Annotated in this window: 9 protein-coding genes; 3 read left to right on the top strand and 6 right to left on the bottom strand. The window is 69.3% G+C overall.

Annotation, left to right across the window (positions count from 1 at the left end):
• Nucleotides 1-13 precede the first annotated feature (13 nt).
• On the bottom strand, nucleotides 14-265 hold the full coding sequence (locus tag JL37_RS20540) for a hypothetical protein (RefSeq protein ID WP_043546398.1): 252 nt from the start codon (nucleotides 263-265) through the stop codon (nucleotides 14-16).
• 171 nt (nucleotides 266-436) lie between these two features.
• Here JL37_RS20540 and tssA point away from each other — a divergent pair, with 171 nt between their 5' ends.
• Nucleotides 437-1,537: a type VI secretion system protein TssA gene (gene tssA, locus JL37_RS20535; RefSeq protein ID WP_043547116.1), complete on the top strand. Its 1,101-nt coding sequence runs from the start codon at nucleotides 437-439 to the stop codon at nucleotides 1,535-1,537.
• Nucleotides 1,538-1,543: 6 nt separating this feature from the next.
• Here tssA and JL37_RS20530 read toward each other — a convergent pair whose 3' ends face one another.
• The 5 genes from JL37_RS20530 to JL37_RS20510 all read right to left on the bottom strand — a co-directional run bounded on the left by JL37_RS20530 (nucleotide 1,544) and on the right by JL37_RS20510 (nucleotide 9,426).
• Nucleotides 1,544-2,338 (bottom strand): OmpA family protein, encoded by a 795-nt coding sequence (locus JL37_RS20530; RefSeq protein ID WP_043546397.1) that lies wholly within the window; start codon nucleotides 2,336-2,338, stop codon nucleotides 1,544-1,546.
• A gap of 2 nt (nucleotides 2,339-2,340) precedes the next feature.
• Nucleotides 2,341-3,324, bottom strand: a complete 984-nt coding sequence (gene tagF, locus JL37_RS20525; RefSeq protein ID WP_043546396.1) for a type VI secretion system-associated protein TagF — start codon at nucleotides 3,322-3,324, stop codon at nucleotides 2,341-2,343.
• Complete coding sequence (gene tssM, locus JL37_RS20520; protein ID WP_052097445.1) at nucleotides 3,321-7,082, bottom strand: type VI secretion system membrane subunit TssM; 3,762 nt, start codon at nucleotides 7,080-7,082, stop codon at nucleotides 3,321-3,323. Before tssM ends, tagF begins: the two co-directional genes overlap by 4 nt.
• 66 nt (nucleotides 7,083-7,148) lie before the next feature.
• Nucleotides 7,149-8,540, bottom strand: a complete 1,392-nt coding sequence (locus JL37_RS20515) for a hypothetical protein (protein WP_043546394.1) — start codon at nucleotides 8,538-8,540, stop codon at nucleotides 7,149-7,151.
• A 37-nt stretch (nucleotides 8,541-8,577) separates the two neighbouring features.
• The gene (locus JL37_RS20510) at nucleotides 8,578-9,426 is read right to left on the bottom strand and encodes a M15 family metallopeptidase (RefSeq protein WP_043546392.1); all 849 of its coding nucleotides are present in this window, start codon (nucleotides 9,424-9,426) and stop codon (nucleotides 8,578-8,580) included.
• Nucleotides 9,427-9,737: 311 nt separating this feature from the next.
• Between JL37_RS20510 and JL37_RS20505 the strand changes: the two genes are divergently transcribed.
• Nucleotides 9,738-10,478 (top strand): hypothetical protein, encoded by a 741-nt coding sequence (locus tag JL37_RS20505; RefSeq protein WP_043546391.1) that lies wholly within the window; start codon nucleotides 9,738-9,740, stop codon nucleotides 10,476-10,478.
• A gap of 28 nt (nucleotides 10,479-10,506) precedes the next feature.
• Complete coding sequence (locus JL37_RS20500) at nucleotides 10,507-13,386, top strand: type VI secretion system Vgr family protein (protein ID WP_043546390.1); 2,880 nt, start codon at nucleotides 10,507-10,509, stop codon at nucleotides 13,384-13,386.
• Nucleotides 13,387-13,398: the final 12 nt, after the last annotated feature.

Here is a 13,398-nt window from a genome sequence, read left to right as displayed (position 1 = left end):
TTGTTATATGTGCTTACAGATAGGTGCCGTCCGGCGCCTGGCGGGGCACGCCGATGACGAAGGTTCCGTCGGGCGCCATGCGGACCGGGCCGTCGCCGCCCAGATAGCGGCCATCCGGCGCGCGCTGCGGTTTGCCGGCCACGTAGGTGCCGTCGGGCGCCCGCGTGATGGGGCCGCCGTCGCCGACATAGGTGCCGTCGGGGCAGCGGCGCGGCTTGCCGTTGATGAAGCGGCCGTCGGGCAGCATGTGGAATGACTTGTTCATGGTGATTCCTGATCCGGTGAAATCGCATGATATCCAGCCTGCGTGATGCGCTTTGTAATAGGACGTGTCATCTTCAAACGCAACGCCGTTACAGATATGGGAAGATCGGGCCTTCTCCCGGCGCCCCGCGCGCAGCGCGGCGGGCCCATCCAGACATCCAACAAGACCAATATGAGCGATATCGACACACTGCTGCAGCCCATCCCGGGCGAAGCGCCATGCGGCGCCGACATGGTGTTCTCGGCCGAGTTCGACGCCATCCGCGAAGCCCGCCGCCACGACGATCCGCACCTGGACCAGGGCGACTGGGTCATCGACATCAAAGAAGCCGATTGGCCGCAAGTGATCAGCATCTGCACGGGCGTGCTGCGCGAGCGCAGCAAGGACGTGCGCGTAGCCGCCTGGCTGGCCGAAGCCTGGGCCAAGACTCGCGGGTTCGCGGGCCTGCGCGATGGATTTCTGCTGCTGGACGGCTTGTGCCGCCGCTATTGGGACGGCCTGCACCCCGTGCCCGAGGAAGGCGACGTGCAGCAGCGCGTGGGCAATCTGGCGTGGCTGCTGTCGAGATCGCAGCAACTGGTCCGCGAATTGCCGTTGACGCAGTCCGAGGGCGGGCGTTTCGGCGCGGCGCTGTGGGAAGGCGCGTCGCAGCTGGCCAACGCAGTCAAGCGCACGCCCCAGAACGCGGCCGAGCTTACGCGCGGCAAGCTGACGCTGGAGCAGTTCGACGCCGCCCGCCGCGATACGCCGCCGGCCTTTTACTCGGAACTCGAAGGCAATCTGCAGAGCTGCTTCGGCGCGCTGGACGTGCTGGAGCTGACCCTGGCCGAACGCCTGGGCGATGACGGCCCGGCGTTTTCCCCCGTGCGCGAAGCCTTGAAGGACGTGACCGAACTGACGCATCGCTTCGCGCGCGAGGCCGGCCTGCTGGTGCGGGCGGACATGACGCCGCCGCCCGCCGCCGCGCCCGCGCAGCCCGCCACTCGCCTGGAGCCCACCTTGACCCCTGCCGATCACACGCCCGCGGCGCCCGCGCCCGCGCGCGGCCCGCTCCAGACGCGCGACCAGGCGCTGGCGCAGCTGCGCGAAGTGGCGGAGTTCTTCCGCCGCACCGAGCCCCACAGCCCTGTCGCCTATCTGGCCGACAAGGCCGCCAGCTGGGGCGAGATGTCGCTGCACCTGTGGCTGCGCACCGTCCTCAAGAACGACGAGACGCTTTCCGGACTGGAAGAGCTGCTGGGCGTGCAGAAGCAGCCGGACAGCAACGGCTGACGATTCCTAGCGGCTGGCCCGGAATTCGATGCGGCGGTTCTTGGCGCGGCCTTCCGCGGTGGCGTTGGTGGCCACCGGCTGGTCCGGCCCCGCGCCCAGCGTTTCGAAGCGCCCGGGCGGCAGGCCCTTGTCCACCAGGTAGGCCCTGACCGCGTCCGCGCGCGCCTGGCTCAGCGCCAGGTTGGTGCTGCGGCTGCCGGAGCTGTCGGTATGGCCAATGATCTGCACCTTGTCGCTGTGCAGCTTGGGCACCACGTCGGCCACCTTGTCCAGCAGCTCGCGCCCGCGAGCGGTCAACGTGGTGCTGCCGGTTTCGAACTCGACCACGCGGTTGGCCAGGAGGTTGTCCAGCAGCCCCTGTTCATCCTTGCCGGCCGATACGCGCAGCCCGTTGACGATCTTGTAGGTGGGGTTGAGCGAGGTCGCGAAGTTGCTGGCGATCTGCTGGCGCGACGCCTCGTTCTGCACTTCGCCGCGCAGGCGGATCTGGGTGCCGTCGATTTCCAGCTGGCCGCGGTTGATCTGCTTCAGAGGCTGGCCGATCAGCTTGCCCACGTGCTCGGACCAGTTCGGAGGCGCCACCACGCCGCCCACGTCGATGCGGTCGATGACATTGCCCACGCCATACACCTGTTGCAGCCGCGTCAGCACATCGGCCTTGGTGGCCTCGTCGGGCACGGCGCCGCTGGCCACGACCTGGCCCGGCTGGGGGATGACGTTGGCGGGAACGACGGTGGCGCCGTCCTGCGCCGCCGCGACGCAGGAATACAGCGCCGCCATGATCAGGAGAGAGACGCGCATGGTCAGGCTCCGGTGAAGACTTCGCGGAACGTGTCCAGCGCGATGCGCAGGGACAGCCGCGGTTGGTCCAGATAGCTGGAAAGCTTGGCCAGCCCGTGGCTGGCCGATACGTGGTTGCGCACCCAGGGCGCGTCTTCCAGCACGATGTGCTGTTCGGCGTAGACCTGGGGCGTGGAAAGCAGGCTGGCCAGGGTTTGCGGCGAGGCGCCGCGGAACCCCACCGCCAACCGGTGCTTGCCGCCGATGCGGCCGATGAAAATCGTGATCTCGAAGTCCGCCCGCGACAGGAACGGGGCGATCAGCGCCATCCAGTAGGCCGCCACCAGATTGATGTAGAGGGGATCGTCGGGCAGCGGCAGCGACAGCCCCTTGTCCAACTGCGATGAGCCGCTGGACATCACGGGCTCCAGCAGGATGCCCAGCGCCAGGATGATGTCGTGCACGCTTGCCGCATGGCCGTTGCCGCGCAGCATCGCTTCCAGGCGCTCCACGGTCTGCAGGTCCACGAAGGCGTCGAAGCCGTCGTCGGCGGCGGTGCGGATCTCGCCCTCCAGTTCGTTCAGGGTCTGCAGGGCCGCGGCCGGGTCGCTGTCGGTCGCCAGCATGGCCGCTGCGGCGCCCATGCGGTTCCAGAGCCGGCTGAAGGCCATGGGGCTGCGCGCGATGAATTCCAGCGGGCGCTGCACTTCCAGGGAGGTGGCGGACAGGAACGGGAAGCGCCGGCCGGACTGGTCCTGGCTGGGCTGCAGGTGCCCCGCGATGGCCAGCTTGCCGCGCGATCCCAGGATGGCGAAGGGCATCGGCTCGGCTTCGTCGTAGAGCGCCTTCCAGTGCGGTTCCTGGGCCAGGATCTCCATGGTGTCGGCGACCCAGGCGTCCAGCGTGGCCATGAGCTGCGGATGCGACGTGTTCTTCACGAAATCGCCGCGGCTGGGAATCTTGCCGAAGTAGGCCGTGCGGAACAGGGGGGACTGCGTGTTGCTCATTTCGGCGCTCCGGATTGCGTCTGGGCGGAGGATTCAGGGGAGGAGCCGACCACGGAGGAGGGCAGGCGCAGGTTGCGCAAGCCCTGACTGCCGCCGGGCTCGCTGCCGCCGGCGCCGGGCGCCTGGGCGTTGCTGATGATGCGCAGCTTCACCGGCACCGTCACATTGGATTTGCCCCAGCTCATGTTGAAGCTGCCGTCCGGATTCGCCGTGCGCTGGGCGGTGGAGATCAGGCGCTCCAGGCCGAAGCGGCCGGGCTCGTTGACGATCTCGACCACGCTGCCGTCGAAGGTGGTGGCGGTGATGCGCGCGCCCGGCGCGCCCTGCGCGTTGGGCCAGACGAAATTGACCCATTGCGGCGGGGTGTTGCGGTAGCGCAGCTGCTGGCCGTCGATTTCGATGGTGTATTCGGTCACGCCGCCGGCGGGCTTGGGCTGGATCTGGAACAGCGTCTGTGGCTGGCTGGCTGCGCCGGCGCCCGCGGCGCCGCCGGACAGTGGCGCCACCCATTGCGCGAAATTGGCCGTGAAGGTCGGCTGCAGGCTCACGCCCATGTCGCCCCAGGTGCGCGCTGTCAGGATGTCGCCGCGGCGCACGGTCAGCGGGCCCAGCGTCTCGTTGACGTAGCGCGCGATGCTGCCTTGCGGGCCGAAGACCTGGCCGATCTCGTCGCTGCTGGCCTCCACGCTGGCGCGGCTGGCGAACGGATACTTCTCGGCCAGGGTCTGGTTGAACGGCTGGTAGACCTGCGCGTTCCAGACCTTGTTGAGCTCGGCTTCGGCGGGCTGCATGGTCACGGAGTACGCCTGGATCAGCGGACGCACCAGCAGCGGGCGCAGCGTTTCGCGCTGCGTCGCGCTCATGCCGGCCAGCATCTGTTCGTCCACCAGCTTCAGCGCCTCGGCCAGCTCGGAATCCTTGCCTTCCAGCGTCTGCCGCATCAGCGTAAGCGCGCCGGGGCCCGGATCGCCCTGGTTGTTCAGCAGGTTGAAGCGGGTGCGGATCTTCGAGAGGGCGCCCATGTAGTTGCCCAGCAGCGACTGGTTGTCGCGCGTGACGACCAGGCGCGCCACGTCGGAAAACTCGCGGCCGACCGGGCCCATGGGTATCGCTTCGCCGTTGGCGGCGGTGGCCGGCGCGGTGGGCGACGGCGGCGTCTGGCGCAGGATCACGCGCTTGAACCAGCCGACCACGCCGCTTTGCGCCTGCTGCAGCCCGGCGTTGATCAGCGAGGGGTTGTCCCAGGACGTCTGCTCGTACGTGGTGTTGATGAGCTTCGCGATGGGCGAAGTCTGCGGATCGCCCAGGCGGTTCATCGCGCCGACCGACTGCTCGAAGCTGGAGAACGGCTTGATCGTGACGCCGCGCAGGAACTTCTGCCATTCCTCGGCGTACTCCGTCTTGTACATCGTCGCCAGGCTCTTCTGGATCTGCTCCGGGCTGCCCTCCAGCGTCAGGTCGTCGCGGGCGTTCACGCCCAGCACCCAGTCGCTGGTCTGGACTTCCTTCTTGGCGGCCTCGCTGATGGCGGGCTGGACGTACTGCTCCCAGGCCTCGCGGGTGAAGGTGCCCGGGATGGCGTAGCTGCCTGCCACCACGCCGGCGTCGTTCTCGCCGACGATGCGCGCCACCGTCATGGTCTGGAAGCGAGTGGCGGCGCGGGCCTTGAGCGTGGCGTAGGCGCGCTCGCGGGCCGGCATGCCCTGCATCACCGCCCGCAGGCTGCCCCGGGTTTTCTCGACCAGGGCCAGGTTGGTGTCGATCTGCGGCCAGCCGGCATCCGGCGCGCGGCTGACGTAGAACGAGATCAGGCGCTCGGCGCTGCGGATCAGCTGGTCGCGCGGCATCGCGCCGCGGTTGGTTTCCAGCCAGCCGCGCCAGAAGCGGGTGATCTGGTCGGACAGGTGAGTGGGGTCGACGTGCTGGTGATTGGCCATCATCAGATACGTCTTGAGCGCGTTGTAGGCGTCGTCGGCGTTGGTGGGCGAGGCGTCCTGGAACAGCGTGTCGCCGCCCGCGGCGTGCGCGGCGCGGGCTTGCTGCGGCGCCGGCTGCGGCGCGCCTCCCGTGGCGGCGGCGGCCGAAGTGTCCACCTTCGCCAGGAAATCCTCCAGGCTGGTCTTCACGGGCGCCAGCATGAACTGGCGCACGCCGTTGTAGTACTCGGCCAGCAGACGGTCTTTCAGCACGTCGCCCTGGTACAGCCCCAGGCCCAGCGACCACGGCCGGCTGGACGAGTAGCGGTCCAGCTGCTCGATGCGGTCCTGCAGGATCTCCATCGCTTCCAGGCGGCTTTGCAGATCGGTGCGCTCGCTTTGCAGGCGCACCACCTTGTCCAGGTCGGCCTGCACATTCTGCGCCAATTGGCGGTTGCCCAGGTACGACCAGCTCCAGCCGCCCAGCACCAGGCCCAGCGCCAGCACCAGGCCGAAGAAGGTCAGATAGCGCATGCGGGTCTTGGCCGGGCTGGCATGCTGGCGCACCAGTTTCTTGTCGGCGAAGATCACGCTGGAAAACAGGTCGCGCAGGAAGAAGCCGTTGTGCGAGGACACGTTGCGCGACAGCGCGCGCCGCGCGGGGCGCAGGTCGAAGCGTTCGGCCAGGCGTTCGGTGGACGAGCTTTGCGATACGCCTTCCTGCAGGGCGCTGGTGAAGTAGAAGCCGCGGAACATCGGCTTGTACTGGAAGGGATTGGTCTCGAAAAGCGTGGACAGGAACGTGCGCAGCGCGGGCTTGATGCCGGCGAACTCCAGCGGGAAGGTCAGGAGGCCGGGAGGCAGCTCGCGGTTGGCGCGCAGCGATATCTGCGCAGTGCCCATTTCCTTCAGGCCTTCGTACAGTTCGTCGAAGCGCTCATCGAACTGCGCCAGCACGTCGCGGTTTTCTTCCGCGCCGTAGGGCAGGGTGGCGCCCCACACGCGGTCGCGTTCGCGCTGGTCGCTGTCGGAGAAGAACTCGCTGAAGCCGGAGATCAGGTCGGCCTTGGTGAAGATGATGTAGACCGGCGCGAACACTTCAAGCCGGTCGGTCAGTTCCTGCACGCGCTGGCGCAGGTTCTTGGCCAGGTTGATCGCGAATTCGGGGCCCGCGCCCGTCAGTTCCTCGATGCTGGCGGCCACGATGATGCCGTTGATGGGCGCCTTGGGGCGATGGCGCTTGAGCAGATCCAGGAAGCCCATCCATTCGTTGCGGTCTTCCTCGTGCACCGAGTAGCGTCCGGCCGTGTCCAGCAGGATGCCTTCCGTGGTGAAGAACCAGTCGCAGTTGCGCGTGCCGCCGACTCCGCGCACCGCCGCGCCATTCTTATCGGCGAAGGGGAACTGCAGGCCGGAATTGATGACCGCGCTGCTCTTGCCCGCCGCCGGATTGCCGATCACGATGTACCAGGGCAGCTCGTACAGCGCTTCGTTGCCGGAGGCCTGCCCGATCTTCGAGGTCTTGATGGTGCGCACCGCCTGGGTCAGGCGCGAGCGCAACGCCTCCACGTCGTTGCGGTTGGCGGCGGCGCCCGTCTGCACCTGCTGTTCCAGCATGTCGCCCAGGTTCTTGTTGGCGCGCCGCGTGCGCCGCCGGCGCCACAGGTAGACGCATAGCCACAGCAGCAGGCACACGCCGAAGGCGATGCCCGCCCAGGCCAGGCCGATTTCCACGGTGCCGGCGAACAGGAATAGGAACACCAGCAAGGCGATCACGCCAATCACCATGAAGGTGCGCGGATTGGCCAGCACGCGCGACGTCCAATGTCGGCCTTCGCTCATCGCGCTGGATATGCTGGAAAAGAAACCTGAGGGGCTACGCATGGTTTTTTACGGTTTTCTTGTGGTTCAGGCAGAGGGGCGGATGGGGCGGGACACCAGCGCCAGCGTCCGCAACGCGGGGTCCTGGGTCATGACGGCGAGCACTGGCGCGTCCGTTTGCGCGCAGGTTTCGCCGGCGATCGCCAACGTCAGCAGGTGCGACGCCGCGCCCGTGTAACCGCAGGCGGAGCCTACGGACAGACAGTCCTGGTTCGGATCCAGCGCGGGGAATACCGCGCTTGCCAGGCCCGCGGTTTCCAGCGGGCGGCTGCCGCGGTGGTCGGCGTCGCTGACCACCGCGCGGATGGCGTCCGGGCGCTGCCCCAGTTGTTCCAGGAGGCGCGTCGTCAGTTCGGCCAGCATCGGTTCGCCGGCGGCGCCGCGCGCGTCCGCTTCGGTGGCGCGGCGCGCGGTCGGCGACAGGGTCAGCGCGACGGCGTTGACGGGCGGCTCGTCCGGCTGGGCGGCGTCCGGGACGCCCAGCGCCAGGTCCAGGAGCAGGCCGGCGGCGGCCTCGCCCGGCACGCGGCCCTGGGGGTTGGCGGTGCTGACCAGCTTGCCTTCCGCATCCCAATCCTGCACCAGGCCGGCATCGATATAGGAATCCGCCGCGGCCACCAGGCGCAGCGTGGCGCTCGTCTCGTTCAAGGGTTCCTGCGCCAGCTGGCGCAGCAGCGTATCGCTGGCGAGCGCTCCAGGAGCGTTGTGGACGCGGACATCCAGGCGGCCCGGCACCCACACGGCCGCGTCGCGCGCCCGGTCCTGGGCATGCATGCGCGCGCGCTGCGGCCATTCGGCCGGCAGCAAGAGCTCCAGCTGCAGCTGCGGCCAATCTTCGTCGCGCCGAGGTTCGTCCTTGTCCAGCACGCGGGCGCGAGCTTCTTGCGAGAGAGTTTCGACGACCTCGGACAGCAGCGCGGCGGCACGCAGGCAGTCGTCGGGCAGCGAGCCGTCGCCGCCGGCTTCCGCGCTTGCGGCTTCGCGCAGCGCGACCGTGTCCAGGTGCTCGGCGCGGCCGCTGAAGATGGGAAAGCCTTGCGCGTTCTTCAGCGACGCGTCCAGCGCGGGGCGCTGGTGCTTGGATAGGGCGGCATGGATGGCGGCCGGATCGTCGCCCAGGGCCGCGCGCGCCGTGCTGGCCAGCACGACCATGCGCGCCAGGTCCTCGGCCGGGGCGGCTTCCTCCTCGCCGGCTGGCGCGGCCGGCGCGGGCGCGGCCTTGGCCTCGCGGCGCGCGCGGATGATCCGGCCGCCGGCCCAGCCGGCGGCGATCAGCGCCAGCGGCAGCGCGAACAGGTACAGGGCGATGTCCGTGCCCGTAGGCAGCGTGCGCGACTCCTGCCACCAGATGATGACGGCCAGCCAGACGACGCCGAAGACTAGGGCCAGCAGCAGGCCGGTTTTAAGGATGCGGCTCATGGGCGATCTATCAGGTTTGCGGCAAGGGCGGTCGGGATCATTTCGCGGCTCCGTCGCGCCGCATGACGCCTGGGCGGCGCAGCTCGGTGTGGCCGAAGTCCATCATCTTCCAGCGCCCGCCCCAGGTCAGGCCGACGCGTTCGGCGGTTTCGCCGAAGAGCTCGTAGCCGCGCATGGCCCAGGGATCCTTTTCCGACACGACCACTTTTCCATCCCGCAGGAAGGCGCTGTCGGCGGCCAGTCCGTACTGGTGGTAGCTCTGGTAGGCGCCGGCGTTGGTCACGTGCGACCCCATGCCGGCCAGCTGCGTCTGGCGCTCGGGGCTGCGGTAGCCTTCGATCAGCACCATTTCGTAGCCATGTTCCTCGCGCATGACGCGGTACGCGGCCAGCAGGCGCTGGCGGTAGTCCGCGTCCAGCAGATTCCAGTCGCGGCTCGCGCCGCCCAGATTCGGGCGCACCAGCTCCACCTCGCGCGTGGTGAAGGCTTCGGGAGGAAGCGGAGGCGGCGGGACCAGCCTTTCACCGGTCAGCAAGGCCTGGATGCGGGGGTCCGGACCGGCGGTCCGATCCTCGTAAACAAATGTGTGATTGTGTCGCATGACGAAAGCAAAAAGCGACGGAAACAACACGATCAGCAGGCCGATCGCGATATGCCAGCGGTAGGCCGAGAATGCGCCACCGGCCTTTCCGAAGCCCGCGCGGACCGCCTGCGCGGACCCTTCGACCACCTCTCCCGCGTGGCCCGCGCCGCGCGCCATTCTCTGGCGCACGCCCTGTGCGAGCGCGCGCGTGCCCCGCGCGGCGGCCTCCCGGAATGACGGGAAGACGAGCAGCGCGGACACGCCGATGGCGAGCAGGAAATATAGCGGCAGCAGGAGAAGCAATGAGGTCCCTCGGTTACGAAGGCGTAATCTTTTGTTCTATTTGAGATTCAGGCAAGCGCTTGGACGTTGCAAAACGCGTCTGTGGCTTAGAACTCGTAACAAGAAATGGTGATCGGGCTGATGTCATCGGGTATTCTCAAACCCCTTGGTTACAGGGGCGCGCACGCTTCCCTGCAAACACGGGACCTCGCATGGCAGAAGACGAAAAAAGATCGCGATCACCGACCTCCGCTCCTAGTTTGCTGGCTGGACGTTCACCGTCTCCGAATGAACGCGCCTCGTCGCGCATTCTCGCAACGCTCGAAGGCCGCGTGCCCGACGCCGAGGTCAAGCACCTGGCGCCGAAGCGCCGTTCCCGGGCTCCGTTGCTGTTGCTGCTGCTGTTGCTGATCGGCGCGGCGGGCGCGGGTCTGCTCGCCGTGTTCGATGCGCCGGACTTGCCCGTGGTGGCGAAATCCGATGCGCCGCCGGCATCTCCACCGGCCGCCGCGCCGCCGCCCGCGGCGGCAGCCGCCACGCCCGCCGCCGCTAGCGAGGCCGGCGCGCAGCCGTCCTCCGCGGCCATCATCGAAGATCATCCGCTGGCGCAATTGACGCGGCCCGACGAGGACGACACCCGCGTGGCGCAGAACCCGCTCTCGGCGCTCGCAGTCACGGCCGCGCCGCCGCAAGCCGCTTTGTCCGCGCCAGAGGCGTCCAAGGGCGCGGGACCGACGGTGCGGCGCGCCGAGCATGCCGCGAGCGGCGCGCACGCCGCAACGGCGCCGTCCGCGCCGCCGCGCGCCAAGGCGCCGCGCAATGATTCCGACGCGGCGCTGCTTGCGGCGCTGATGTCCTATGGGCTGCCTCCCGCTTCGCCGCCCGGCACGAAGGTGTACAAGACCGATGGCGTCTTCGTCCGGGAACTGCCGGGCTCGCCCTTGCCCACTCGCCTGGAGCAATGCCGCAAGCTCGGGTTCCTGGAAAGCGAGCAGTGCCGCTTGCGAGTCTGCGCCGGCCATTGGGGAACCGCGCCCGAATGCCCCAATCCGCAGGCCAACATCGAGCCCTGAGCCTCTAGAAAAAAGGTTTTTACCCGCAATGGATTCGACCGCGACCGCCGGCCTGTTCAGTTCCGATGCCCGCCTCTACAGCCTGGAAGGCGAGGGCGCGCTCGCGTCCTTGCAGGTGGAAGGCTGGATCGGGCGCGAAGCGCTGTCGGGCGTGGCGCAGATGCGCATCGTGGCGCTGGCCGACAGCGCCGGTCTGTCCCTGAACGACATGATCGCCCGCCCGCTCACCCTGTGGACCACGCGCGCGGACGGCAGCCGCGCCAGCCGCAGCGGCCTGGTCCGCGAAGCGGAATTGCTGTCCGGCGACGCCGGCCTGGCGCGCTATCGACTGACGGTCGCGCCATGGCTGTGGCTGGCCACGCAGCGCCGCACCAGCCGCATTTTCGAAGCCAAGCCCGTGCAGGACATCGTGCGCCACGTGCTGGACGCATACGAGGGCTATGCCTACCGCATCGCGCCCGACGTGGAACCGGCGCTGGCCGATCTGGCGCCGCGGCCCTACGTCACGCAGTACCGCGAGACCGATTACGAATTCCTGAGCCGCCTGCTGGCCGAGGCGGGCCTGGGATGGACCGTGGTGGAAGATGCAGACGCGCCGGCCAGGCACGCGCTGCTGATTTTCACCGACAGCCGCGGCCTGCAGGAGGACGAGGAGTCCGCCGGCGGCGGCGTGCGCTTTCATCGCGCCGACGCCACGGAATCCCGCGACACCGTGCAAGCGCTGGCGCGCCAGCGCCGCCGCGTGCCCGACCGCATCACCGTCCTGGGCTGGCACGACAGCGGCAAGCGGGCGGTAGCGGCCGAGGCGCTGGTCAACCCCGCCAGCGGAGAGGACGACGCGGCGGGCCTGGAATGGTACGAGCCCGTGGGGCACGGCGGCTTTGCCGACGAGGCCCAGGCCAGGCGCCAGGCCACCCTGGCCATGGAGGCCGTGCGCGCCCGCGCCGAGACCTTCATCGGCCGCGGCGGCGTGCGCACCTTCCGTTCGGGCACGCGGTTCACGCTGCAAGCCATGTCGTCCCTGGGGCCGGCGGGCGAGGACGGCTTCGAGCCGGTATTCGCGTTGGATCGCATCGAGCACGTGGGCATCAACAACCTGCCGCCCGAGACGCGCGCCTCCCTGGCGCAACGCCTGGGCGGGCTGGACGCGCACCTGCTGCTGGACGAGGACGCGCCGCCGCCTCCGGGAGGCGAGCCGCAAGCCGGCGCGACGGCGTCGTCGGCGGATGCCGCGGTCCTGGCCAAGGCGCGCGAGGTCGGCTACGCGAATCGTTTCGAAGCCGTGCGCTGCGACCGGCCCTGGCGCCCCGAGCTGCCTCAGGAACGCGGCGCGCGCCTGAGCGGCGCGCCTTCCGTGCACGGGGTGCACTCCGCGGTGGTGACCGATGCCGAAGGCGGAGCGCAAGCCAAGGAGCAGGACGAGATCCTGCGCAACAAGCGCGGCGACGTGCGCATCAAGTTCCATTGGCAGGGCGACGCCAAGGACGGCGAGGCCAAGAGCCGCTGGGTGCGCGTGGCGCAGCGCCAGTCCGGCGCGGGCATGGGCATCAGCTTCGTGCCGCGCATCGGGCAGGAAGTGCTGGTGCGGTTCCTGGACGACGACGTGGATCAGCCCATCGTGGTGGGCGCGCTGTACAACGGCCGCGGCGAAGGCGGCACGCCCGCCACGCCGGGCGGCCGCCAGGGCAGCCAGGCCGACACCCAGGTCTACGCCGCCGCGCGCGACGCCACACCCAGCGCGCAAGCCAACCTGGCGTCCGGCAATGCGCCCGCCTGGCACGGCGCCGGCGCGGGCGACGCGAACCATCGCAACGCCGCTGCCCTGAGTGGCTTCAAAAGCAAGGAATTCGGCGGGTCCGGCTACAACCAGATCGTCTTCGACGACACCGACGGCCAGTTGCGCGTGCAGATCAAGAGCAGCCAGGAGGCCAGCGAGCTGAACCTGGGCCACCTGATCCACCAGGCCGGCAACTACCGCGGCGGCCTGCGCGGCCTGGGCGCGGAACTGCGCAGCGACGGCTACGGCGCGGTGCGCGGCGGCGCCGGCGTGCTGCTCAGCACCTACGTTTCCACGGGCGGCCCCGCCAGCGGAGCGGGTGACGCCGCGGGCCTGCAGGCGCTGGCGGGCCAGACGGACCAGATGGCGCGGTCGCTGGACAGCGTGGCCGGCGCGCACGAGGGGCTGCGCCTGGCGACCGCGCTGGGCACCAGGGGGCCGGAAGCGAGCGCGCTGGATGGCGGCAAGGCCCCCCTGGCCGCCATGCACCGCGCCGTGTCGGGCACCGTCGCCGGCGACAGCCTGGAAAGCGCGCGCGGCGACGCATCGGCCAAGCACACGCAGGCGGCAGAAGGAAAAGTGCCGCACCCCACCGATCCGGTGGTGCTGATGGCCGCCCGCGCCGGCCTCGCGCAGATCGCGGGCCAGCACATGCAATACACCGCCGGCGAAGCCGTGCACTGGTCCTCGGGCAAGGACCAGAACCTGGCCGTGATGGGCGCGCTGCGCCTGCACACCGGCCAGGGGCTGGGCATCGTGGCCGGCCTGCAGCAGGGCGGGGCGGACTCCGGATTGGACCTGATCTCGGCCAAGGGCAATGTGGACGTCCAGGCGCAGCACGACATCCTGCGCGTGCAGGCGCAGAAGGACATCAGGATAGGCAGCGCCCAGACGTCCGTCGAATGCGCCGCGCCCAAACGCATCCGCATCGCAACGGCGGCGGGCGCCAGCATCGTGCTCGAAGGCGGCAACATCACGGTGACCGCGCCGGGCAGGATCGATGTGAAGACGGGGAACAAGCAGTTCTCGGGACCGGACCGCATGCCTTACGCCTTCCCCCAATACACCGTCTGCAAGCAATGCGTGCTGGATGCGCACGATGGTGTGCAGTCCATCACGGACAAGGCTTGAGGCCGGGCGCGC

It is taken from the genome of Achromobacter sp. RTa (assembly GCF_000757485.1).
GTDB lineage: Bacteria > Pseudomonadota > Gammaproteobacteria > Burkholderiales > Burkholderiaceae_B > Achromobacter.
The sequence above is the reverse complement of the archived record's forward strand: the minus strand, read 5'-3'. Positions and strand labels throughout refer to the sequence as shown.